We start from the raw sequence: 22,910 nt of genomic DNA on the forward strand, positions 1-22,910 counted from the left end.
AAGACGAGTGGCCACCCGGGTACGGGTGGCCACTCGCCTGTCACGACGTGCGTCGACTGACTGTTACGGGGTGCTGCCGCCGAACTCGACCCAGTTGAGGTTGACCAGGCCCGTGGTGGGGCCGCCGCTCACCGGGTTGAACACCAGGTAGAGCCGCTGGGCACCGGCCGGGTGGTTCACCGGAACGGACTGGCTGGCGTACGCGCCGTTGCCGCTGGTGGCGTTCAGCGTCGCGGTGGCGACCAGTGCGCCGGTCGGCGAGCCGACCCGCAGCTCCACGTTGGCGCGTGGCTGGCCGACGGTGGTGGCCGAACCGCCCGAGTAGCGGAAGGTTACCGTGCTGACCCCGTCGAAGTTGATCGGGTCGAACGCGATGTGGTCACCGGCGTCGATGCCGGTGACCTGGTTGCCGCCCCCGGTGTCGGTGCTGGCCGCGATCGTCACGCCCTGCTGGACCTGGGCGTGCTCGGCCTGCTGCCGCCGTACCTGGATGACCGCCTGGCCGACCGTGGTGAGCGCCGGTTGGCCGTTGCCGCCCAGGTCGGTGTAGGTGGCGCTGATCCCGCCGTAGAGGTAACCACCGGCGTGGTCGGCCCCGTCCGCCGGGGTGGGCAGGGTGCCGGTGCAGCCGCTGGTCTCGGCCAGGCCGTGACCGTGGCTGTCGTGGCCGAGTACGAACGAGACCGTGACCCGGCTGCAGTCGATCGTCCCGTCCTCCGGGTCGGTGACGTTCACCGTGAACGGCACCGTGTCACCCCAGTTGAAGAACGTACCGCCTGCCGGCACCGTCACGTTCACCGTCGGTGCCGTGTTGCCGACCACGATCTCCCTGGTCAGCACCGCCGTCTTGCCACTGGAGTCGGTGACCGTCAGCTTGGCGTGGTAGACGCCGTTGGTGGTGTAGGTGTACGTCGGGTTCGGGTCGGCCGAGTCGACCGTGCCGTTGCTGTCGAAGTCCCAGGCGAAGGAGATCGACTCACCCGGGTCCGGGTCGGAGGAACCGGCGCTGGAGAACTGCACCGGCAGCGGTGCCCGACCCGAGGTCGGGTTCGCCGAGAGCTGGGCGATCGGGGAGCGGGTGCCCTTGACGTACCGGATCATCGAGAGCTGGGCGTCCGGGTTGGCCCGGAAGAAGCCGTCGCCGTACTCCAGCACGTAGAGGTTGCCGTCCGGGCCGAACTCCATCTCCATCGGGTTGTCGAAGACCACACCCGGCAGGAACTGCTCCACGCCGAGCAGCTTGCCGCTGCCGTTGGTGCGCATCATGAACAGCTTGTCCCGGGTGAACTCGCCGAAGACCACGCTGTTGTCGTAGTACTCCGGGAACTTGGTCTCCGAGGTGTTCGCCTCGTCGTAGGTGTAGATCGGGCCGCCGTGCGGGCCGACGCCACCGGTGCCGATCACCGGCCACTTGAAGTCGCAGGCGCTCGGCGGGTTCTGCAGGTACGCCCCGGCGCAGGTGGTACGGGCCTCGTAGGTGTACCAGAACTGGGGCTGGGCGACCGCCGGCAGGGTGGTCAGACCCGTGTTGCGCGGCGAGTTGTTCACCGGGGCGCCGCAGTTGAACGGCTCACCGGAGGTACGGGTGACAAAGTCGTAGTCGATGTACGGCAGGCTCGGCGAGTAGCAGTACGGCCAGCCGTAGTTGGCCGCCTTGTTGGTGGCGAACCAGCGGCCGGTGCCCTCCGGACCCCGGGTCGGGCTGGAGGTACGCGAGTCCGGCGAGTAGTCGCCGACGTACACGAAGCCGTTGCTGTCCACGTCGAACCGGAACGGGTTGCGCAGGCCCATCAGGAAGATCTCCGGACGGGTCCTGTTCTCGTAGTCGGCGTTCTCCGGGAAGAGGTTGCCGGCCGGGACGGTGTAGGTCCCGTTCTCCTTCATCTTGATCCGCAGCACCTTGCCACGCAGGTCGTTCGTGTTGGCCGACGAGCGCTGGGCGTCGTACCCGGGTCCCTGGGTGGGGGACTCGTTGATCGGCACGAAGCCGTCCGAACCGCTGGCGTTGGTGTCGTCACCGGTGATCAGGTAGAGCAGGCCCTTGCCGTCGAACTTCACCTTGCCCGCCACGTGGCAGCAGATGCCCCGGTCGGTGTCGACCCGCAGGATCTGCTGCTCGGTCGCCATGTCCAGGCGCGGGTTCGGCCCGTCGACGAACTTGACCCGGGAGAGCTGGTTGTAGCCCTTGAACGCGTTCCACGCGTTCGGGTCGGTGCTGATCGCCGGGGCGTCGCCCTCGTTGACGCCGGGGGTGGCCGGGTTGTCGACCGGGGTGTTCAGCGTCGGCGAGTAGTAGATGTAGACCCACTTGCTGGTGGCGAAGTCGGGCGCGATCGTGATCGTCTGCAACCCGTCCTCGTCGTGCTGGTAGACCGGGATGGTGTTGATCACGGGGCTGGCGCCGGTCGCCGGGTCGTAGAGCCGGATCTCACCGCCACGGGTGTTGTGCAGCACCCGGCCGTCGGGCAGGACCGAGAGCGACATCGGCTCGCCCGGCTCGTCGTTGAGGGTGACCTTCTCGTAGTTGCCGAGCACGGTCGCCCCGCAGTCGCCCTCGACCACGCCGGCCGCCCACTGGATGCCGCCGAGCAGGTGCTTCTTGAAACCACCGACCCGGTACGTCTCGATCGAGTGGCCGAGTCCGGTGTAGAAGGAACGACCGCCCTGGTAGTCCTTGCACCAACTCACCGGGTGGTCGAAGCCCATCGTGCCGCCCGGGAAGCTCTTCTCCTGTGCGGTGGCGAGCACGTGCGAGGCGCCCCGTACGTTGGTGCTGAAGTTGTACCACTCCTCGGTGAGGGTCAGCGTCTGCGGCACCGCCTCGGTGGACGGGTGCACCCGGTCGGCCACCTCGACGACACCCGCCTCGGTGCTGGCCACACCGGCGACCTTCGAGCCGACCAGGTTCTGGTAGAAGGCCCAGTCCGGCTCGGTCTCGGCGGCGGCGTGCACGCCGACGTAACCGCCACCGGCCTTGACGTACGACTCGAACGCGGCCTCCTGGCCCGGGTTGAGCACGTTGCCGGTGGTGTTGAGGAAGACCACCGCCCGGTAGTTGTCCAGGTTCTCCGGGGTGAAGGCCGCGCCGTCCTGGGTCACCGTGACGGTGAAGCCGTTCGCGGCGGCGAGCGCCTGGACGGTCCGTACGCCGTCCGGGATGGACGGTCGCCGGGTGCCGGCGGTCTTGGTGAAGACGAGGACCCGGTAGGTCTCCGGCGCGCGGGCGGCCGAGCGCAGGGCCGCCGGCCCGTTCTCCTCGCTGACCAGCCGATCCTCGGCGATTCCGGGGTCCGGCGCGGCGACGGCGGGTGCCGCGACCAGACCGGGGATGGTGATGGCGGCGCCGAGCGTGGCGGCCAGCCACCGGCGCAGGGGTCTTGTCATGCATTCCTCCGGGGGTATGGAGCGGGCCTACGGTCGCACCAATCGACGACACCGGACCCCGTGTACGGGTCCGCCGCTGTGGTCTGGTTGCCACGTCCGCCGGTACTGCCGCATCCCTGATGGGTCGTACGTGACCTCGCCGGGTCGTCACCGTCTGCCGATCGGGTGACTCCGGGCGCGATCCGATGCGGGTGGTCGCGCGCTGCCGCGACGAACCACGTTGCTGATTTCGAGCCGACCGGACGGGCCGGTCCCACCGCCGTCCGAGCGGCGGAGGATCGTGGGTTCAGCCGCGTCGTGGCGGCCGGGTTCCGGATACGCGGGAGCCGGTCGCGGCTGCGGCGTGCCGGGTCATCTCGTCGCGATGGGCGAGGGCGTGTTCCGCGGGCGGCGCAACGCTGTCGGGTCCATGTCTCGCTACCTTCCTCGCGGCCCCGGGCCACGGCGACGATGCGGGAGTGGTTCTCGGACAGTGGCGCCGCCGATGCGCCGCTGAAACGTTCTCTGCCGTTCTGTGCAGGGGATTCGAGAGCTACTGTGGCTGAAACAGAACCTTAATCCGTGGGCAACACGAAAGATAGACCCATGACCAACTAACTTCCGTCGATACTGACAGAAGTCTCCGTCTGGTCGGACGAAAGCCCGGTATGGCCGAGGTCACGCGAGTTGTGAATCATTTGTGCGGGTTCTCGTCAGGACGCGCTCCGGCAACTCGTCCGGCGATACGCTCCGCGCCGTGCCCACCCTCACCCGGATCCGCGCCTGGCTGGTCGTCTTCGTCGTCGGCCTCGTCCTCAGTGGTGTGACCGCCTTCCCGCTCGAAGCCGAGAGCCGTCTGCTGGTACGGCTGCTGCACGCCGACTGGTCACCGGCGCCCGAGCACCTCCCGGTGCTGGTGGAGTGGATCGACCACGTGCACCGGGGGATCGTGGCGACCAATCAGGATTTTCCCTTCCTCGCGTACGGCACCGACTGGCTGGCCTTCGCCCACCTGGTGATCGCGGTCGCGTTCTGGGGTCCGTACCGCGACCCGGTGCGCAACATCTGGGTGGTGCACTTCGGCATGATCTCCTGTGCCGCGATCGTCCCGCTGGCGCTGATCGCCGGCCCGATCCGGGGCATCCCGTGGTGGTGGCAGTTGATCGACATCTCGTTCGGTGTCTTCGGCATCATCCCGCTGCTCTTCGTGCACCGGGAGACGCGAAAGCTCGCCGGTGAGTCCATGCCGGTCGGCGGGCCGGCACCGGCCGAGCGGGCGGCGCCCGCCCAGGGCTGACCGGAGCCGACACCGGAAGCCGTGGTTGACACTATGATGTTGGCGCGGTATGCGGTGTGATCGGTATCGGGTGAGACGAGGTTGGCGTGGTGGGCAGGGGAAGGTTCATTCGTTTCGACGAGGTGCGTGGGTACGGGTTCATCACGCCGGACAACGGCGGTGAGGACGTGTTCGTACACGCGAACGTGCTGGGTGACGAGAAGTACGCGTTCGCGCCGGGGGTGCCGGTGGAGTTCGACGCGGTGGAGAGCGACCGGGGGATGAAGGCGCTCTCCGTACGCATCCTGAAGGCGGAACGGGCGGCGAACCCCGTCGTCAACGTGACGCTGCCCGACGCCGAGCGCGGCGCTGTCGAGCGTTCGGAGGACGACGGCATGTGCGACGTGCTCACCCCGGCCGGGTTCCGGCACGAGGTGACCGAACTGCTGCTCGACGCCGTACCGACGTTGACCGGCACGCAGATCGTTCAGTTGCGGCAGCGGCTCACCCTGCTCGCCCAGCGACACGGCTGGGTGGAGAACTGAGTGGCGGGGGCAGGTGAAGGCGTCTTTATAACACTCGAAATGCTGCCCCAATCCCATTGTCCGCCCTAATCGGAGAATTGCGCCCGGGTTACCGGTAAGAGTGTTCTCATGGTGTTTGCATTGACCTGGAACTGGCCTGCTCCATAGGTTTCCAGCTATTCGCGTCGCGCCGCTCCTCGGCGAATTCGGTGTGACGTGTTCCGGCGAAACCATCTGGAGGCGGGCCATCATGACAAGAATTCGTGCATTACGACGGACGGTGGGGGTGGCGTTCGGCGGGCTGGTCGCGATTCCGGTCGTACTGGCCCTGCCGGCGGGGGCCGCGCTGGCCGCGCCGAGCTGCGGAGCGGTGGTCACCGCGAGTACGACGGTCACCGCGAACCTCGTCGACTGCCCCGGTGACGGGCTGGTGATCGGTGCGCACAACATCGTGCTCAACCTCAACGGCAGGACCATCGACGGGGTCGGGCTGGGAGTGGGCATCCGCAACGACGGGTTCGACGGGGTGACGATCCGCAACGGGGCGGTCGCCGAGTTCGACCACGGGGTGCGGCTCGGTTCCGGCACCACCCAGAACCTGGTCACCGCGATCACGGCCCGGCACAACGAGGTCGCCGGGATCGAGCTGGTCAACGCCGACAACAACAACCGGGTTGTCGGCAACGTACTTGATTCGCAGTCACAACGGGGGATCGCGGTGCTCGCCGGTTCGACCGGGAACACCGTGCGGGGAAACACGGTGCGGGACAACCGGGACGGCATCTACGTCGAGCTGTCGGCCAGCAACACGGTCGAGACCAACCAGGTCACCGGGAGCAGCGACCGGGGGATCGAGGTGGTCGACTCCCAACGGGTGACACTGCGGGGTAACACCCTCCTCGACAACGGTGACGCGGCGTTGGCGTTGCGGGGCTCGGACCTGAGCACCGTCGACAACAACACCGTGACCGGCAGCGGTGACGCGGGCATCCTGCTCACCGACGCGCACGACAACCAGGTGCTCAACAACCGGGTCTCCGGGAGCGGCGACGCCGGGATCCTGCTCGACCTGGCCCACCGGAACACCGTACGGGGCAACAACCTGAGGGTGACCGCGCCCAACGCCAGTGGCATCGAGCTGATCGGGTCGAATGGCAACCTGCTCCAGTCGAACGTCGCCAACGCCCAGTTGGGCAGTGGAGTGGAATTGCAGAACTCGTCCTCGAACCGGCTGTTGACGAATACCGCGAACAGCAACAACGGCGCCGGAATACAGGTGGCCGGCGGGACCGAGACGGCGGGCAACCTGCTCGACGGCAACACCGCGAGCGCCAACAACGGGGACGGTGTCTTCGTCGGCAACGCTGGCAACACCGTCCGGCGCAACGTCGCCCGGAACAACAGCGGTTGGGGTGTCTACGCCGCCCCCGGCAACGCCGACGGCGGAGGCAACCGGGCCAGCGGCAACGGTCAGGTCGCCCAGTGCTCCGGGGTGACCTGCGCGGCCTGACAACCCGGTGCGGAGCCGGCCCGGTGAGCTACCGGGCCGGCTCCGGCTCGGTCACGTCGGCGACGGTGGCGGCCAGGGCGGCGAGCGCGTCGTCGGCCGCCAGGGCGACGGCGACACCGCGTACGCCCGCGCCGAGGGTGATCCTCCGGCCGCGTACGCGTTCGTCGGCGACCACCGGCCAGGCGGTGGTCGAGCCGAACGGGGTGATGGTGCCGCGTTCGTAGCCGGTCGCGTTCCTGGCCGCCTCCGCGTCCGGCAGTGCGAGCCGGTTCACGCCGAGCAGCGTACGCAGCTTGGGCCAGGAGATGACCCGGTCACCCGGTACCAGGACAAAGACGTAGTCGTCGTCGCCCCGACGGATCACGATCGTCTTCACCACGTCCGCGACCGCCACGCCGAGCTGCCCGGCGGCCTCGGCGACGCTGCCCGCCGGGCCGTGCCGGATCACCTCGTGGGTGACGGCGGCGGAGTCGAGCGCGTCGGTGGCGGGACCGGTCATGATCGAACCCTACTCCGGCGATCGGCGGCCCACCCCGTTGCCGTGGGGTGCCCCGTGTCGCCGACCGGTCGAACCCGTCGCCGGTGGTATAGATGGAGCGCTACCACCGCGAATCCATCCGATGTCGGCGCGGTGGCCGTAACCGGCGGCTCAGTGGCCGTACGAGCGCCTCGCCGCGCTAATCACCGACAGTGGTTGTGAAAGCGTTCAACGGGCTGGTAGACATCGGATGTATCAGGCTGGTTCCTGTGTGCTGACTGTCCGAGCGGGCCGGAGGGGACGAGCATGGCGCTCACCGACGAAGCGATTCACAAGATCAAGGAAATGATCGTCTCCGGCGAACTCCGCCCCGGCGATCGGCTCCCGAAGGAGGCCGACCTGGCCGACCGGTTGGGACTGTCCCGCAACTCGCTGCGGGAGGCGGTCAAGGCACTCTCGGTGATCCGGGTGCTCGACGTACGACAGGGTGACGGCACCTATGTGACCAGCCTGGACCCGGGTCTGCTGCTGGACGCGATGAGCTTCGTGGTCGACTTCCACCGGGACGACACGGTGCTCCAGTTCCTCGAGGTGCGCCGGATCCTGGAGCCGGCCGCCGCCGCCATGGCCGCCCAGCGGATGACCGAGGAGGAGATCGCCAAGCTGCGTACGCTGCTCGACGGGTTGGGCGGTGAGCCGACCATCGACGCGCTGGTCGCGAACGACCTGGAGTTCCACCGGCAGATCGCGGCCGGGGCCGGCAACGACGTGCTCTGCTCCCTGATCGACAGCCTCTCCGGTCCGACCACCCGGGCCCGCATCTGGCGCGGCCTGACCCAGGAGAGCGCGGTGGCGCGGACCCGCGAGCAGCACGCCGCGATCCTCGACGCGATCGCCGCCCGGCAACCCGAGTTGGCCCGGTCCTGGGCGACCGTGCACGTGGCCGGCGTCGAGGACTGGCTACGCCGCGCCCTCTGACGTACGTCCCCGAAGCCCGAAACGAGGGGCGGTGTCGTATTTCTGACCGATGCCGTTCGGTCGTTCGGCCGAAGGTCATGACCTGGGAGTCCTACGCTCTGCATCATGTTCGACACCCTTCGTCAGGACTTTCGGCGGAATCGTGATCCGTTGGTCCGGCTCGTCCTGTCGGTCTTCCGCTTCGGACAGTGGACAGCCGCCCGCCGTACCCTGACGCGTCGACTCTGCACCGTGCCGTACAAGCTGTTGAACCTTCTGGTCATCCGGCTCGGTACGAACAGCGACCTGCCCCGCGAACTCTCCTGCGGTCCCGGGCTGCGCCTGTTCCACCCGTACGGCCTGGTCTTCCACCGCGACGCCCGGCTGGGCCGCGACGTGAGCGTCTACCACCAGGTGACGATCGGGCGGCGGGACCACAGTGGTGAACCCGAGATCGGTGACGAGGTCACCCTCGGCGCCGGTGCCACCGTGCTCGGTCCGGTGGTGATCGGGCGGGGCGCGAAGATCGGCGCCGGGGCGACGGTGCTGGACGACGTACCCGAGGGAGGCCGGGCGGTCGGCCCCCGCGCGGTGGTCACCGGCCTCCCCGCCGCCGACCGACTCGGCGACGGCGACCAGGGACATCCCCTGCTCGCCGGTGGTTGAGACGTGCGCCAGGCGGTTGCCCGGCGGTGGTCGAGACGTGCGTCAGGCGTCGACCTGCGGCAACTCGCGGACCACCGCGACCGGGCAGGCGGCGTGCTGTAGCACCTGCTGGCTGACCGAGCCGAGCAGCAGGCCGGTGAACCCGCCGTGACCCCGGCTGCCGACCACCACCAGTCGGGCTTCCCGGCTCGCCTCGACCAGCACGCCGGCCGGTTGGCCGACCGCCACCTCGCCGGTGACCGAGACGTCCGGGAAGGTCTCCCGCCAGCCGGCCAACTGCTGGTCCAGGGCATCCTGCTCGGCGCGGGAGAGCCCGTCGTGCTCCGGGTCGGCCGGGCGCCACCGGGTCGCCGCCCCGGTCCAGACCCGGATCACGTGCACCGGCGCGCGGCGTCGGGCCGCCCGCTCGATCGCCCAACCGAGCGCGAGTTGGGCGTACGGCGAACCGTCCGTGCCCACCACGATCCGTTCCCGGGTCGGGGCGTCGCCGGGGCGGTCGTCGGTGGGACCCGCGTTCGCCGGCACCACGACCACCGGGCAGTGTGCGTGGGCGCTGACCGCGATCGTGGTGGATCCGGCGAGCAGTCCGGTGAAGCCACCGTGCCCGCGACTGCCGAGCACCACCAGCGAGGAGCCGGCGGAGCGGTCCCGCAGCCCCATCGCGGCCGGCGTCTGGAACACCTCCCCGCGTACGGTCAGCTCCGGGTGCCGGTCGAGCGCCCGCGTCACCGCCTCGGCCACCAGACGCTCCACCTCACGCTCGGTGGTCTCGTCCGGCCAGGTGCCCGGACCCGGCCCGGGGCCGAGCCAGGTGGCGGCGGTCATCCACTCGAAGGCGTACGCGAGCCGGACCGGCTCGCCCGTCCGACCAGCCTCGTCCAGGGCCCAGTCGAGCGCCCGGATCGCCCCCTCGGAGCCGTCGTAGCCGACCAGGATCGGTCTGCCGGTCATCGGTCAGCTCCGGGTGCACATCCAGCCATCGGTCAGCTCCGGGTCCCCGTCCAGCGCCACTCGGCGACCCGGGGATCGTCCTCGCCGTGGCGGCGGGTGTAGTCGCGGGCCTCCTGCCTGATGTCGATCATCGTCTGCCGCAGGTGCGCGGCCCGCGCGGCCAGGCCGGGCACCCGGTCGATCACGTCGACCACCAGGTGGAACCGGTCGAGCTGGTTGAGCATCACCATGTCGAACGGCGTCGTGGTGGTCCCCTCCTCCTGGTAGCCACGTACGTGCAGATTGGCGTGGTTGGTCCGCCGGTAGGCCAACCGGTGGATCAACGCGGGATAGCCGTGGTACGCGAAGATCACCGGCTTGTCCCGGGTGAAGATGGTGTCGAACTGGGCGTCCGGCAGACCGTGCGGGTGCGCCACCTCGGACTGGAGCCGCATCAGGTCGATCACGTTGACCACCCGTACCCGTAGTTCGGGCAGGTGCCGGCGGAGCATGTCGGCGGCGGCCAGCGTCTCCAGGGTCGGTACGTCACCCGCGCAGGCCAGCACCACGTCCGGTTCCGCGCCCTGGTCCGTGCTGGCCCAGCCCCAGATGCCCAGCCCGCGCCGGGCGTGCAGGACCGCCTCGTCCATGGCCAGCCAGTTCGGCGCGGGTTGCTTGCCGGCGACCACCACGTTGATGTAGTGCCGGCTGCGCAGGCAGTGGTCCATGGTGGAGAGCAGGGTGTTGGCGTCCGGCGGCAGGTAGACCCGGACCACCTCGGCCTTCTTGTTCACCACGTGGTCGATGAAGCCCGGGTCCTGGTGCGAGAAGCCGTTGTGGTCCTGGCGCCAGACGTGGCTGGAGAGCAGGTAGTTCAGCGACGGCAGCGGCCGACGCCAGGAGATGCCCCGGGTCGTCTTGAGCCACTTGGCGTGCTGGTTGACCATCGAGTCGACGATGTGGATGAACGCCTCGTAGCTGGTGAAGACCCCGTGCCGACCGGTCAGCAGGTAACCCTCCAGCCAGCCCTGGCAGAGGTGTTCCGAGAGCACCTCCATCACCCGTCCGTCCGGCGAGAGGTGGTCGTCGCCGGGACGCCGCTCGGCGAGCCAGACCCGGTCGGTGGCCTCGAAGACCGGGTCGAGTTTGTTGGACGCGACCTCGTCCGGGCCGAAGAGGCGGAACCGGTCCGGGTTGGCCACGATCACGTCCCGCAGCCAGCGGCCGGTGGGGGTGGTCGCCCCGGCTATCGTCCCGCCGGGTTCCGGCACCGCCACCGCGTAGTCCCGGAAGTCCGGCAGGTCCAGTTCGTGCAGCACCTGGCCGCCGTTGGTGTGCGGGTTGGCACTCATCCGCCGGTCACCCTGCGGCACCAGCGCGGTGATATCCGGTACGGGAACGCCGGTCGCGTCGAACAACTCCTCGGGCCGGTAGTCGCGCAGCCACCGTTCGAGCTGGGCCAGGTGCTCCGGGTTGTCCCGTACCCCGGCCAGCGGGACCTGGTGGGCGCGCCAGGTCCCCTCGACCGGTCGACCGTCGACCTCGTGCGGGCCGGTCCAGCCCTTCGGCGTACGCAGCACGATCATCGGCCACCGGGGGCGCTCGACCACGCCGGTGCCCCGGGCCCGGCGCTGGATCGCCGCGATCTCGTCCAGGGTCCGGTCGAGTACGGCGGCGAGCTCCCGGTGCACCCGGTCCGGCTCGTCACCGGCCACCACGTACGGGTGGTAGCCGAAGCCGCGCAGTATCGACAGCAGGTCCTCGTGCGGGATCCGGTCGAGCACCGTCGGATTGCCGATCTTGTAGCCGTTGAGGTGCAGGATGGGCAGCACCGCGCCGTCGCGTGCCGGGTTGAGGAAGACGTTGGAGAGCCAGCTTCCGGCGAGCGGACCGGTCTCCGCCTCACCGTCGCCGATCACGCAGGCCACGATCAGCTCGGGGTTGTCGAAGGCGGCGCCGTACGCGTGCATCAGCGAGTAGCCCAGCTCACCGCCCTCGTGGATCGAGCCCGGCACCTCGGCCGCCACGTGGCTGGGGATGCCGCCGGGGAAGGAGAACTGCCGGAAGAGCCGCTCCATTCCCACCTCGTCCCGGGAGACCGCCGGGTAGCGCTCGCTGTAGCTCCCCTCCAGCCAGGTGTTGGCCACGATCGCCGGGCCGCCGTGTCCCGGCCCGGTCACGAAGATCATCTGAAGGTCGCGGCGGACGATCGTCCGGTTGAGGTGCGCGTACACCAGGTTCAACCCGGGGCTGGTGCCCCAGTGCCCGAGCAGTCGGGGCTTGAGCTGTGCCGGGGCGAGCGGCTCGCGCAGCAGCGGGTTGGCCATCAGGTAGATCTGGCCGACGGTCAGGTAGTTTGCCGCGCGCCAGTACGCGTTCAGCCGACGCAGTTCGTCGTCGGTCAGCGAGGCGTGCGGGTCCACGGCGGTCTCCATCGGCCTCAGACTCTCGCGACTCGGCCGTGCGCGCAGCCGGAACCGGGATGTTGCCGCGAACCTCGCCCGTCCGCGCCCACCGTCCCGCTCGCTCACGCCTGTACGTAGAGCTCGTGCGGGGTGCGGACGATCACCACCGGGGCGGGGGAGTGGTAGAGCAGCGTCTGGCTGAGCGCGCCGAGCATGCTCCGCGAGGGTTGCTCCCCGCGCATACTAACCACCACGACGCCCGCCTCGCGCGACTCGTCGAGCAGGATCTGCTTCGAGTCGCCGGCCCGGACCCGCTGGGTCACCCGGACCTCCGGGCACCGCTCCTGCCAGGGCGCCACCGCCTCGGCGAGCTCCTCGGCCACCGAGGGGTCGGGCTCCTCCGACGGGTCGTCGGCCTCCCAGACCCGCAGCACGACCAGTTCGGCGGGGCGCCAGGCGGCGGCGTCGAAGGCAAAGGTGAGGGCGGTTGGCGTACCGGCGCCGCAGTCGATGCCGACCAGCACCGGCCCGGCCGGTGGCGACTGCTCCCGGACGACCAGCACGCTGCATCCGGCTCGGGCGGCGATCTGCACCGACAGCGCCTCGATCGGTACGGCGGTCTGGCCGGCGAGCCCGCCGTCGCCCATCACCAGCAGGGCGGCGCTGCCGGACTCCCGGAGCAGGGTGGTGAGCGCCGGCCCCTCGATCAGCGCGCAGGAGAGCCGGACGTTCGGCTCGGCCTCGGTGGCCGCTCTGGCCGCCCGATTCAGCAGCCGTTCGGCCGGGTCACGCAACTCGCCCTCGAGCGGAGAGGACGGGTCGGCGAGCCAGTTGAAGGCGTGCACGATCCGTAACGGCCGGTGGTGTGCCGCCGCTTCCTTGGCGGCAAGCCGGGCGGCGGTCAAACTCTGTGTCGAGTCGTCCACACCGACCACCACCGGGGCGTCGGCGGCCAAGGCCATCGTCCTCACCTCCGGGCCGAGCCGGTGCGTCGGGCGGCGGACGGGACACCGGTGACCGCCCCTTCGCAACCGACAGTAGTGGCGATCTCCGTATGTGGCAGCGGGATCGGCCAGGCTAGCAACGGTTGTGCAGTACTTGCGCCGACAGCGGCATGATCACTTACGGCAGGCTGGGGAGATTAGCTTGAACCGGCGCGACGAGCAGGGAGGGTTGGTTCTGTGCCTGCGTCCTGCCAACCATCCCTGGTTTGCGTGAGTACCCGTATGCCCGAGGGCATACGGGAGTGGGCAGGCATCCTCCCGCTCGTGACTGGTCCTGCCCGCTGTCGCGGTGCTGGGCGCTCGTGTACGGAAGAATGAACTTCGACGTGGGCTCTTCCTCCTCCTGAACCTCGTTGGGGGATGTGACGGCTTCGGGCCACCACCCGGACGCGGATGGCCAGCGGGGCGGGGTGAGCGCGTCTGCCTGCGTAGAAGGAGCCCCCTCCACGGGAGATGCGGGAGGGGGCTCCTGTGCTGCTGGTGGATCAGATGGCGACCGGCGCCTTCTTGTACCAGTCCGTCATCACCTTGGTCAGATGCACGACGTTCTGCTGGCGCATGATCGGAGCGGAAGCGTTTGGCTCGAAGTCTTCGTTTGCGGCCGTGGTGCGCCAGACGCTGTCCTCGCTGACCGGGGCAGTCATGTGCCGGTCGAGCCGCTTGAAAAATTCTTGGATGTCACCGTCCTCAACCCCGTCTTCTCGCAGGTTGCGGTAGACGCCACCTAGGACGCGGAGCATGCCCACCGAGCCTAGAAGCGAGGATTCCCGCAGCCTCATGGCCTTCGTGGGGGGCGCCGGCGGCTCGTTCTTCTTTTTCTCGGAGAGCGAGGGATCGTAGTTGTCCACGTCCTCCTCGGTGATCTCAGCAAGCGCGGTGAACGCGATGGAGATGACATCCAGGAAGCCGCGTACGCTTTCGATGACCTCGTTGTCGGTTAGCGATTCAACCTTTTTGTTGACACGGCCGCCGGGACCGGCGATGACGGCCCGCGTAATGTCCGCGACGTGCTTAGCACCCATCAGGTTTCGGTTGACCAAGGTCATCCGATCCCGCTCGATGTCGATCTTGCCTAGGAAGAGGGGGTGGGTGACGATGTCACTGAGGGTGCGGTTGGCGATGCGGGATGTGTCGAAGCGGGCCCGGACGGCGCCGGAGATCCCCTTGGCGTTGTCTGCGACATCGACGAACATCTGCTGGCCGCTGACGCCGTCGGGCTCCACGTAGATGTCGATGCCGACGAACTCGTCCTTGAGTCGCTGCATTCGGCCGATCAGGGCCTCGCGGTCCTGCTCCAGCTTCGCCTTTTTGGTCTCGTTGGCGCGGTGGATCTCCCGGTCGATGCGGGAAACCTCGTCCGTAATGCGTTTCTTCTCTAGGTGGACCCCGAGGATGCGGTGCTGGCCGTCGATCGTGATCAGGCGTCCGATGCCGCCGATGGACCAAGGGACGGTGAGATAGCCGACCGAGCCGTCTCTGCTGATCGTCTCGAAGCGGCAGCCGCCAGTGTCGCGGATGAGAAGGGCAGGGGCCACCCAGCGGGGGTTGTCGGCGAGGTACTGGCCGAAGCCCTTGGCGTGGTTGATGTCAACCTTGCGGTTGTCCGGATCTGGCTTGGCTGGGTCGGGGATGGGAAGGATGACCGAGAGGTCGGCGAGCGGGATGCGCGTCGTGTAGACGGTGCGGCCGCCCTGGCTGGTGCGAATCGCCAGGTAGGTGGATTCCTCGCGTACCAGGGAGAGGCGCGACGAGTCGACGGCGATGGTCGACGAGTCGACGGCGTTAGTCACAGATAACTTTCCTTTCGAGTAACCAAGATCCAATGTGGACGACGTGCGCGACAAAGGTATGGAAACTGCTTGCTAATTGTCAAGCTGGCGTGCTGATTTTGGTTTTAAGCCCTAAGTCGGCCGTTGTATCAGACAATTAGTGCATAGAACCCTGCCGCTCCATCGGCAGCGTCAGGTGACCTTTTATGCTGAGCTGCCTGGGCGTGGTGCTGGGCTGCTGTCGGGCTGGCGTTCGACGCACCGGCGCGGAGGCTGGGTGATGTCAGCGCGGGGCCGGACTCGACGCCGGGCGGGTGCGGACCGAGGTCGCCGGCATGCAACGGCGGGAACTGGGTGAGACCGACGCCGAGGCGTTGCGGTCGATCGGCATCGACCTGGACGCTGTGCGGGCCAGCGTCGAGGGTGCGTTCGGCGAGGGCGCGCTCGAGGCGCCGCCGCTGCCGGGTCGGCGCACGCTGTTCGGGCGGCGGCTGCCCCGTACCCGGCTCTCGCCGAGGGCGCGCAAAGTGCTGGAGCTGGCCCTGCGGGAGTCGGTCCGGCTCCGGCACGACGAGATCACCCCGGAGCACATCCTGCTCGGCCTGCTGCGCGAGGGGGAGGGGTTGGGCACGGCGATTCTCGTCCGAGCCGGCCTCGACCTCGGCGAACTGCGTCGCCGTACGGTCCACTCGCTCGGCGTGGTGGCCTGACCGGACCGGACGCGGCATTACAGCGGTGGTGCTCCGGCGACAAGATATGACACGGAGGATATGTATTTCCTTCGATTGATTCGGGCTAGCGTGAGCGCACTGACGGCGTTGCCCCACCGGGCCGGGATCCGGCCGGAGCGCGGACAACGTCCCTCAACCCCCCCCCGATCGAAGGGACCCGTCAATGCAGTACAGATCCTCCTCAGTCGCGGCGGCGATCCTGCTCGCGGCCGGCATGCTCGCCACCGTGCCGCAGGCGGCCTCGGCCAAGCCCACCAGCGAGGCGGCCCCGGCCGTCTCCGCGGAGATCCTGAACGCGATGCAGCGCGACCTCGGCCTCAGCGCCGACCAGGCGCAGGCGCGGCTCGCCGCCGACGACCGTGCCGCCAAGGCCGAGGAGTCGCTGCGCGGCTCGCTCGGCAGCCGCTTCGGCGGCGCCTGGCTCGCCGACGGCAGCCAGGTCGTCGTCGCGGTCACCGACACCGCCGCGGCCGAGCGGGTACGCGCCACCGGCGCGCAGGCCAAGCTGGTCGCCCGGAGCGAGGCGGCGTTGACGGCGATCAAGGACACCCTCGACGCCAAGGGCACCGCCGCGCCGAAGTCGGTCACCGGCTGGTACGTCGACGTCACCACCAACACCGTCGTTGTCCAGGCCACCCCGGACGGGGTCGCCGAGGCGGCCGGTTTTGCCGCCACGACCGGCGCGCCGGCCGGCGCGGTCCGGGTCGCGGTCTCGGCCGAGGTGCCGCAGACCTACTACGACATCCGGGGCGGTGACGCCTTCTACATCGGCGGCGGGCGCTGCTCGATCGGCTTCTCGGTCGCCGGCGGCTTTGTCACCGCCGGGCACTGCGGCACCACCGGCCAGGCCGTCCAGGGCTCCAACCGGGTCGCCGCCGGCAGCTTCGCCGGCTCGTCCTTCCCCGGCAACGACTACGCCTTCGTCCGGACCAACGCCAACTGGGTCCCGCGCGGCATCGTGAACCGCTACAGCGGTAGCACCACCGTGGCCGTACGCGGCTCGACCGAGTCGGCCGTCGGCGCCTCGATCTGCCGCTCCGGCTCCACCACCGGCTGGCGCTGCGGCACCGTGCAGGCGAAGAACCAGACCGTCCGCTACTCCCAGGGCTCGGTCGGCGGCCTGACCCGGACCAACGCCTGCGCCGAGCCGGGCGACTCGGGCGGCTCGTGGCTCAGCGGCAACCAGGGCCAGGGCGTCACCTCCGGCGGCTCGGGCAACTGCTCCAGCGGCGGCACGACCTACTTCCAGCCGCTCCGGGAGATCCTCTCCGCGTACGGGTTGAGTCTGGTCCTCGGCTGACCCGGTGACGGCCCGCGCGTTCCCCCACGACGCGCGGTGCCCGACCGGACGAGAACCAGTGCGACGGGCCGGCGTACCCACGCCGGCCCGTCCGCAACCCTGTTCCGTTGCGGGAAAGCTCACGCCGCGTCGGGTCGCTGGCCGTGACGAGTTGCTGCACACTGACGCCCGTGAGGCAGCGAAGCGGTACCAGGGGTGACGGCGGGGTACGTTCCGCAGTCGTGGTCAACCCGGTCAAGGTCGACGTCCAGGAGCTGCGCCGTACGGTCGGCGCCGCGCTCGCCGAGGCCGGCTGGGCGGAGCCACTCTGGTACGAGACGACGGTCGAGGACCCGGGTCAGGGGCAGACCCGACAGGCGATCGAGGCCGGGGTCGAGGTGGTCTTCGTCTGCGGCGGCGACGGCACCATCCTCTCCTGCGTCAACGCGCTGGTCGGCACCGACGTGGCGATGGCCGTCCTGCCCGGTGGGACCGGGAACCTGCTCGCCGCGAACCTGGGACTCTCCACCGACCTGGCCGCCGGGATCGAGGTGGCGATCGAGCGGGGCCGCCGGCTGCTCGACGTCGGAGTGGTGAACGACCAGGTGTTCACCGTGATGGCCGGGATGGGCTTCGACGCCCAGATGCTCGCCGCCACCTCCGAGACCACAAAGGCCCGGATCGGCTGGCCGGCGTACCTGATGGGGGCCGTACGCCATCTGCGCGACCGGCCGATGCGGGTCTCGATCCGGATCGACGACCGGCCACCGCTGCGCCGCCGGGCGCGGACCGTGCTGGTCGCCAACGTCGGCCGGCTCCAGGGCGGGGTACGACTGCTCGCCGACGCCGAACCCGACGACGGCTACCTCGACGTCGCCGTGCTCACCCCGCGCACCATCGGGCACTGGGCGGTACTGATCTGGGCGGTGCTGGCCCGGCACGAACGGGTGCCCCGGATGGAGGTCTTCCGCTGCCGGCGGGTGCAGATCACCAGCGCCCGCCCGCAGCCGAGGCAGCTCGACGGGGACCTGATCGCCCCCGACCGCGCGTTGCGGGTGCACGTCCGGCCCAAGGCACTCTGGCTCTGCGTACCGCGCCCGGCCGGGGCACCCGACCTGGCGGTGGACGCCGTGGCGGTCACCCAGCGAGCCGCCCGTCGGGCGGAACGGGTGAGCGGTGAGTAGTACCCGGATGGTGCCGGAGACGCAGCTCATGGCACACGACCAACTCTCCGCCGACGACGCCTGGCACACCCTGACCAGGTACGGCGGCTGGCACCTGCTCCGCGACGCCTTCATCCGGTTCCGGTACGGCGACGGCTTCAGCCACTCCCGGGCCACCGCCCTGCAACTCTGCCTGGCGGTGGTGCCGTTCCTGATCGCGCTCACCGGGCTCATCAGCGACCTCGGGGTGGAGGACGGCGGCCGGGTCGTCGCCGACACGGTGGTCGCGCTGACCCCCGGCCAGAGCGACGCGATGGTGCAGGAGTTGCTGGTCGACACCGAGCGCACCGAGGACGCCGGTGAGCTGGCCCTGACCCTCGGTCTGATCACCGGGTTGGTCGCGCTGACCAGCACCATGGCGCAGATCGAGCGCGGGGCGAACCGGATCTACGGGGTGGAGCGGGACCGGCCGGCGTTGTTGAAGTACCTGCGCGCGACCGTGCTCGCGGTCGGTGCCGGTGTGCCGGCGCTGCTCGGCTTCCTCATCCTGGTCGGCGGTGGCCCGCTCGGCGACTCGGTACGGCGCTACTACGCCGTCGACCCCACCGTGCACACCGTCTGGAACGTGCTGCGCTGGCCGCTGAGCCTGGTGCTGACCGTGCTAGCGGTGGCGGTGCTGTTCCGCTACGCCCCGCGTCGCCACCAGCCGGGCCTGTCCTGGCTGCTCTTCGGCGCCGCGCTCGGCACCGCGCTCTGGTGGCTGGCCAGCGTGCTGCTCGCCGCGTACGTGCGGTTCAGCGGCAACTTCGGCGAGACGTACGGCGCACTGGCCGGCATGATGGCGTTACTGCTCTGGGCCAACCTGACCGGCATCGCACTCCTCGGCGGCCTGGCCTTCAGCGCCCAGCTCGAGGCGCTGCGCGTCGGCGTACCGGAGCCGGCCGAGCCCGACCGCTGGCGCCCCCGGGGGCACGGCGACGTGCCGTTGCCGCGTACCGCCCCGGACGCCGACCCGGACGCCCCGGACGCCCCGGCCGCTCGGGACGCCGCCCCGGCCGTGGACGTGGCGCCCCGGGCCGCCGCCCCGGCCGCCGTGAACGACGACGCCGCCTGACCGGCTGCCCCTGGACGACAACACCGCCTGACTGGCTGCCCCTGGACGACAACGCCGCCCGACCGGCAGTCGTGGACGCGGCGGTTGACCGGCAGTCGGTCCCGCCGGTCCGGATCCGGTGTACCGCCTCCGCCGACCGGGTATCGAGCACGCCAGGCATCGAGGAGGTGCGGGCGTGGGCGCGGTCAAGGAGATGCTGCGGCGGCCAGGTGGGCAGTTCACCGAACGGAGCCTGGCCGGGCTGGTGTTCATCGTCGGCACCGGGGCGGGTTTCGCCCTGCTGCTGATGCTGGTCCGGGTCGAGTGGGGTCCGCTGCGGCGGATCGACAGTGGGGTGGCGGCCTGGTTCAACCAGCTCGTCGCGGCACACGATCCACTGGTGACCGTGCTGCGCGCGGTCACCGACCTCGGCGGTCGGCCGATCATGGTCTGGCTGGTCACGGTCGCCGTGGTGGGGCTGCTGATCCGCCGGCAGGGCCGGCTCGCCGGTTACCTGGTCGTCACGGGGATCGGCGCACTGACCCTCGACCCGTCGCTCAAGGCACTGGTCGGCCGGTTACGCCCGGTGGTCGACGTACCGGTGGCGACGGGCGTGGGCAACAGTTTCCCGAGCGGGCACGCGCTCGGCTCGATCGTCGCGTACGGCGCCCTGCTGCTGGTCTTCCTGCCGGCCGTCCGGCCCCGGTGGCGTGGCCTCGCGATCGGGCTCGTCGCCGTACTGGTGTTCGCGATCGGGCTGACCAGGATCGCGCTCGGCGTACATTTTGTCTCCGACGTGCTCGGCGGCTGGCTGCTCGGGCTGGCCTGGCTCGCGGTCACCGGGTACGCCTTCCGCCTCTGGCGGCGCGAGCGTGGCCGGCCGGCGCCCGCGCTGACCGAGGGGCTGGAGCCGGAGGCCCGGCACGACCTGAGGCCGGCGCCGGCACGGGAGCGGTTGCTGCCGCACCCACTCGCCGGTACGGCCGAGCTGGTCACCGGCTGGGTGCTGGTCTTCGGCGCCCTGTACGGCTTCGGCATGCTGGTCAGCTACCACGCCGGAGACACCTTCGTGGCGACCCTGGACACCGAGGTTCCCCGCTGGTTCGAGGCACACCGGACGGAGACGCTCGACCGGATCAGCTACGGGTGGAGCAAGGCCGGCGACACGCACGCGATCCTGCTGGTCTCGCTCATCTTCTGTCCGTTGCTGCTGGCGGTCTGGCGCCGCTGGCGCCCGGTGCTCTTCGTCGCCCTGACCATGTTCGGTGAGCTGGGGCTCTTCCTGGCCAGTGCCCGCGCGGTCGACCGGCCCCGACCCGCGGTGGCCCATCTCGACGGGCAGTTGCCGACGGCCTCCTTCCCGTCCGGGCACATCGCCGCCACCATGTGCCTCTACCTGGCGATCGCGGTGTTGGTGCTGCCCCGTAGCGACCGGTGGTGGCGGTGGCTGACCGTGGTCGCGGCGGTGGTGATGCCGCTCGGTGTCGCGCTCTCCCGGATGTACCGGGGAATGCACCATCCGAGTGATTTTGCCGGTGCCATCCTGCTCACCGTGCTCTGGGTCGGCCTGCTCTACCTGGTGGTCCGACCCAACGCGGACCTGGAACGGGACGATCGGCCGGCACCCGAACCGGAGCGGGAGCTGACTAGAGTGGCGGCATGAGGATGGGTCCGGAGCAGAGCGTGCCACCAGTCACCGTCCCGGGTTCGAGCGCCGGGATTCCGGCCCGCCGGGTGCCGACCGGCACCGGCCCGGCCGCCACGCCGACCCCGCTGCTGCGCCGGCTGATCGGATCGGTGCTGCGCCGGATCCGGTTGCGGCAGGGCCGGACCCTGCGGGACGTCGCCAGGACCGCGGGCGTCTCGGTGCCGTACCTCTCCGAGATCGAGCGGGGTCGCAAGGAGCCCTCCTCGGAGGTGCTGGCCGCGATCTGTCGCAGCCTCGGACTGCACCTGGCCGAACTGCTCGAACACGTACGTGACGAGCTGTCCCGGATCGAGCCCGCCCGTCCGGTCCGTCCGGTCACGCCACCCCGGGCCGGTTCTCCGTCCACCGCCCGGCGCACGCCCCGAGCCGCTTGCGCTGTCAGCGGATTTCCGCACAGCAGAATCGATTCCGCCCGGCCCGGCCGGCGGGGGACGCTGCGGGTGTCGGTTACCGGGGCGAGCGGATCGCCCGCCGGCCGAGCGGGAGGCGGAAACCATGAGCGGGTTCGGGGTCTGGATGCGGGCCGAAACCCAGGCGTCCTTCGGGGACCAGGTCTACGACCGGTTGCTGCAGGAACGGATCATCTTTCTCGGTACCGAGGTCGACGACGCCTCGGCGAACCGGATCAGCGCCCAGATGCTGCTGCTCTCGGCCGCCGACCCGGCCCGTGACATCACGCTCTACATCAACTCGCCCGGCGGCTCGATCAGTGCCGGCATGGCGGTCTACGACACGATGCAGTTCGTGCCGAACGACGTCGCCACCATCGCCATGGGCTTCGCCGGTTCGATGGCCCAGTTCCTGCTCTGCGCCGGCACCGCCGGCAAGCGGTACGCGCTGCCGCACGCCCGGGTGATGATGCACCAGCTTGCCGGCGGCTTCGGTGGCACGGCCGCCGACATCGCCATCCAGGCCGAGAACATGTTGCACGTCAAGCAGACGACGCACGAACTGCTGGCCCGGCACACCGGGCGTACGGTCGAGGAGATCACCCGCGACTCCGACCGGGACCGGTGGTATACGGCGGAGCAGGCGAAGGCGTACGGAATGATCGACCACGTGATCACCAGCGTCGGCCAGATTCCCGATTCCGGCCCGGTCGCCTCGTGACGAACTCCGCGTTCCGATCCGGACCATCCCGCCGTCGGTCCGGACACGACCGATCGGTGGATGGGTCGGTGTCGCCCGACCACTAGCGTCCTGCGGATGGCCGGACCGGAGGTGGACACGGAGGCGGTGCCGCCGCTGGAACCGGACGTGCCACGTTGGATCCAACTGCCGGTACGCTTCCTCGCCGCCCTCGTCCTGGTGCCGCTCGGCCTGTTCCTGGCCGCGATTCGGCTGATCGGTCGACTGCTCCTGCGCTACCTGGTCCGCCCGCTCGGCTGGGTCGCCGACCGGCTGCTGTGGCGCCCCCTGGTCTGGATCGCGCGCCACCTGCTCTGGCTACCGCTGGTGTGGCTGGCCAGGCAAGTCGCCTGGGTGACCCACCACCTGGTCTGGATGCCGGCGCTCTGGGCCGCACGCCACCTGATCTGGCTGCCCCTGGTCTGGGCGGCCCGGCATTTGATCTGGCTGCCGCTGGTCTGGCTGGCTGGACAACTGGCCTGGGTCGCGCGCCACCTGCTCTGGCTCCCGTCGACCTGGCTGGTACGCCACCTCGTCCTGGCGCCGCTGGCCTGGCTGCACCGGCTGCTCTCCCCGTCGGTACGGGCGTTCGGCCGGATGCTGCTCGCCGCGCTCGCATGGTGTGGCCACCGGCTCTGGGACCTGTTGCGGCTGTTCTGGCTCGGGTTGGTCTACCTGGGTCGGGTGGTGGCGGGTGGGGTGCGGTTCGGTTGGTGGTTGGCCGGGGTGGTGGGGAGATTTGTCTACCGTTACCTGCTGCGTCCGGTCGGGCTCACGTTGCGCTGGCTGTGGCTGACCCTGGCGCTCCCGGTCGGTCGCATGATCCGTTGGTGTGGCCACCGGCTCTGGGACCTGTTGCGGCTGTTCTGGCTCGGGTTGGTCTACCTGGGTCGGGTGGTGGCGGGTGGGGTGCGGTTCGGTTGGTG

The 22,910-nt window shown here is 69.9% G+C and carries 18 protein-coding genes and 1 pseudogene; 13 read left to right on the forward strand and 6 right to left on the reverse strand.

Going from position 1 to position 22,910, the window contains the following annotated elements; translation table 11 throughout:
* Positions 1–63: 63 nt before the first annotated feature.
* A complete protein-coding gene (locus tag ACI2K4_RS10025) occupies positions 64–3,384 on the reverse strand; it encodes a ThuA domain-containing protein (protein WP_404510090.1) in 3,321 nt (1,106 codons plus the stop codon).
* A 736-nt stretch (positions 3,385–4,120) separates the two neighbouring features.
* Between ACI2K4_RS10025 and ACI2K4_RS10030 the strand changes: the two genes are divergently transcribed.
* From ACI2K4_RS10030 to ACI2K4_RS10040, 3 genes are all read left to right on the forward strand, one after another.
* Positions 4,121–4,660 (forward strand): hypothetical protein, encoded by a 540-nt coding sequence (locus tag ACI2K4_RS10030; protein ID WP_404510091.1) that lies wholly within the window; start codon positions 4,121–4,123, stop codon positions 4,658–4,660.
* An 89-nt stretch (positions 4,661–4,749) separates the two neighbouring features.
* Positions 4,750–5,184, forward strand: a complete 435-nt coding sequence (locus tag ACI2K4_RS10035) for a cold-shock protein (RefSeq protein WP_404510092.1) — start codon at positions 4,750–4,752, stop codon at positions 5,182–5,184.
* A 229-nt stretch (positions 5,185–5,413) separates the two neighbouring features.
* Entirely contained in the window at positions 5,414–6,673 is a 1,260-nt protein-coding gene (locus ACI2K4_RS10040; protein ID WP_404510093.1) for a nitrous oxide reductase family maturation protein NosD, read from the forward strand.
* 28 nt (positions 6,674–6,701) lie between these two features.
* Here the strand turns inward: ACI2K4_RS10040 and ACI2K4_RS10045 are convergent, their stop codons facing one another.
* On the reverse strand, positions 6,702–7,172 hold the full coding sequence (locus tag ACI2K4_RS10045) for an aminoacyl-tRNA deacylase (RefSeq protein ID WP_404510094.1): 471 nt from the start codon (positions 7,170–7,172) through the stop codon (positions 6,702–6,704).
* Between the two features lie 285 nt (positions 7,173–7,457).
* On the opposite strand from ACI2K4_RS10045, the gene ACI2K4_RS10050 reads away from it, so the two are divergent.
* Both ACI2K4_RS10050 and ACI2K4_RS10055 read left to right on the forward strand, forming a co-directional pair.
* A complete protein-coding gene (locus ACI2K4_RS10050) occupies positions 7,458–8,129 on the forward strand; it encodes a FadR/GntR family transcriptional regulator (RefSeq protein ID WP_404510095.1) in 672 nt (223 codons plus the stop codon).
* 105 nt (positions 8,130–8,234) lie between these two features.
* Positions 8,235–8,774 (forward strand): serine acetyltransferase, encoded by a 540-nt coding sequence (locus ACI2K4_RS10055; RefSeq protein ID WP_404510096.1) that lies wholly within the window; start codon positions 8,235–8,237, stop codon positions 8,772–8,774.
* Positions 8,775–8,816: 42 nt separating this feature from the next.
* Here ACI2K4_RS10055 and ACI2K4_RS10060 read toward each other — a convergent pair whose 3' ends face one another.
* The 4 genes from ACI2K4_RS10060 to ACI2K4_RS10075 all read right to left on the reverse strand — a co-directional run bounded on the left by ACI2K4_RS10060 (position 8,817) and on the right by ACI2K4_RS10075 (position 14,903).
* Entirely contained in the window at positions 8,817–9,725 is a 909-nt protein-coding gene (locus ACI2K4_RS10060) for a universal stress protein (protein ID WP_404510097.1), read from the reverse strand.
* Between the two features lie 32 nt (positions 9,726–9,757).
* Positions 9,758–12,139 carry a phosphoketolase gene (locus ACI2K4_RS10065; RefSeq protein ID WP_404510098.1) on the reverse strand — a complete coding sequence of 794 codons (2,382 nt, stop codon included), beginning with the start codon at positions 12,137–12,139 and terminating at the stop codon, positions 9,758–9,760.
* Between the two features lie 92 nt (positions 12,140–12,231).
* Positions 12,232–13,071: a universal stress protein gene (locus tag ACI2K4_RS10070; RefSeq protein ID WP_404510099.1), complete on the reverse strand. Its 840-nt coding sequence runs from the start codon at positions 13,069–13,071 to the stop codon at positions 12,232–12,234.
* A gap of 527 nt (positions 13,072–13,598) precedes the next feature.
* Entirely contained in the window at positions 13,599–14,903 is a 1,305-nt protein-coding gene (locus ACI2K4_RS10075) for a DNA sulfur modification protein DndB (RefSeq protein WP_404510100.1), read from the reverse strand.
* A gap of 293 nt (positions 14,904–15,196) precedes the next feature.
* On the opposite strand from ACI2K4_RS10075, the gene ACI2K4_RS10080 reads away from it, so the two are divergent.
* The 8 genes and pseudogenes from ACI2K4_RS10080 to ACI2K4_RS10115 form a co-directional block, all read left to right on the forward strand.
* A complete protein-coding gene (locus ACI2K4_RS10080; protein WP_404510101.1) occupies positions 15,197–15,592 on the forward strand; it encodes a Clp protease N-terminal domain-containing protein in 396 nt (131 codons plus the stop codon).
* Between the two features lie 184 nt (positions 15,593–15,776).
* A complete protein-coding gene (locus tag ACI2K4_RS10085; protein ID WP_404510102.1) occupies positions 15,777–16,913 on the forward strand; it encodes a S1 family peptidase in 1,137 nt (378 codons plus the stop codon).
* A gap of 170 nt (positions 16,914–17,083) precedes the next feature.
* Positions 17,084–18,076: a diacylglycerol/lipid kinase family protein gene (locus tag ACI2K4_RS10090; protein ID WP_404510103.1), complete on the forward strand. Its 993-nt coding sequence runs from the start codon at positions 17,084–17,086 to the stop codon at positions 18,074–18,076.
* Entirely contained in the window at positions 18,069–19,169 is a 1,101-nt protein-coding gene (locus ACI2K4_RS10095; RefSeq protein ID WP_404510104.1) for a YihY/virulence factor BrkB family protein, read from the forward strand. The genes ACI2K4_RS10090 and ACI2K4_RS10095 overlap by 8 nt, the downstream gene beginning before the upstream one ends.
* Positions 19,170–19,344: 175 nt before the next feature.
* Entirely contained in the window at positions 19,345–20,811 is a 1,467-nt protein-coding gene (locus ACI2K4_RS10100; RefSeq protein WP_404510105.1) for a phosphatase PAP2 family protein, read from the forward strand.
* Positions 20,812–20,813: 2 nt separating this feature from the next.
* Positions 20,814–21,071: pseudogene (locus ACI2K4_RS10105) on the forward strand (helix-turn-helix domain-containing protein); the annotation flags it as partial.
* Between the two features lie 280 nt (positions 21,072–21,351).
* Positions 21,352–21,966 carry an ATP-dependent Clp protease proteolytic subunit gene (locus ACI2K4_RS10110; RefSeq protein ID WP_404510106.1) on the forward strand — a complete coding sequence of 205 codons (615 nt, stop codon included), beginning with the start codon at positions 21,352–21,354 and terminating at the stop codon, positions 21,964–21,966.
* A gap of 96 nt (positions 21,967–22,062) precedes the next feature.
* The coding region (locus ACI2K4_RS10115; RefSeq protein ID WP_404510107.1) for a hypothetical protein at positions 22,063–22,910 on the forward strand (848 nt) is incomplete at its 3' end.

This window comes from Micromonospora sp. NPDC050397 (assembly GCF_044901685.1).
Lineage (GTDB): Bacteria > Actinomycetota > Actinomycetes > Mycobacteriales > Micromonosporaceae > Micromonospora_G.

Excerpts from the sequence above, each read along its gene's own strand:
- ACI2K4_RS10040 (WP_404510093.1), top strand. The coding sequence starts at position 5,414 with ATGACAAGAATTCGTGCATTACGACGGACGGTGGGGGTGGCGTTCGGC.
- ACI2K4_RS10045 (WP_404510094.1), bottom strand. The coding sequence starts at position 7,172 with ATGACCGGTCCCGCCACCGACGCGCTCGACTCCGCCGCCGTCACCCAC.
- ACI2K4_RS10065 (WP_404510098.1), bottom strand. The coding sequence starts at position 12,139 with ATGGAGACCGCCGTGGACCCGCACGCCTCGCTGACCGACGACGAACTG.
- ACI2K4_RS10070 (WP_404510099.1), bottom strand. The coding sequence starts at position 13,071 with ATGGCCTTGGCCGCCGACGCCCCGGTGGTGGTCGGTGTGGACGACTCG.
- ACI2K4_RS10060 (WP_404510097.1), bottom strand. The coding sequence starts at position 9,725 with ATGACCGGCAGACCGATCCTGGTCGGCTACGACGGCTCCGAGGGGGCG.
- ACI2K4_RS10110 (WP_404510106.1), top strand. The coding sequence starts at position 21,352 with ATGAGCGGGTTCGGGGTCTGGATGCGGGCCGAAACCCAGGCGTCCTTC.
- ACI2K4_RS10085 (WP_404510102.1), top strand. The coding sequence starts at position 15,777 with ATGCAGTACAGATCCTCCTCAGTCGCGGCGGCGATCCTGCTCGCGGCC.
- ACI2K4_RS10050 (WP_404510095.1), top strand. The coding sequence starts at position 7,458 with ATGGCGCTCACCGACGAAGCGATTCACAAGATCAAGGAAATGATCGTC.
- ACI2K4_RS10055 (WP_404510096.1), top strand. The coding sequence starts at position 8,235 with ATGTTCGACACCCTTCGTCAGGACTTTCGGCGGAATCGTGATCCGTTG.
- ACI2K4_RS10025 (WP_404510090.1), bottom strand. The coding sequence starts at position 3,384 with ATGACAAGACCCCTGCGCCGGTGGCTGGCCGCCACGCTCGGCGCCGCC.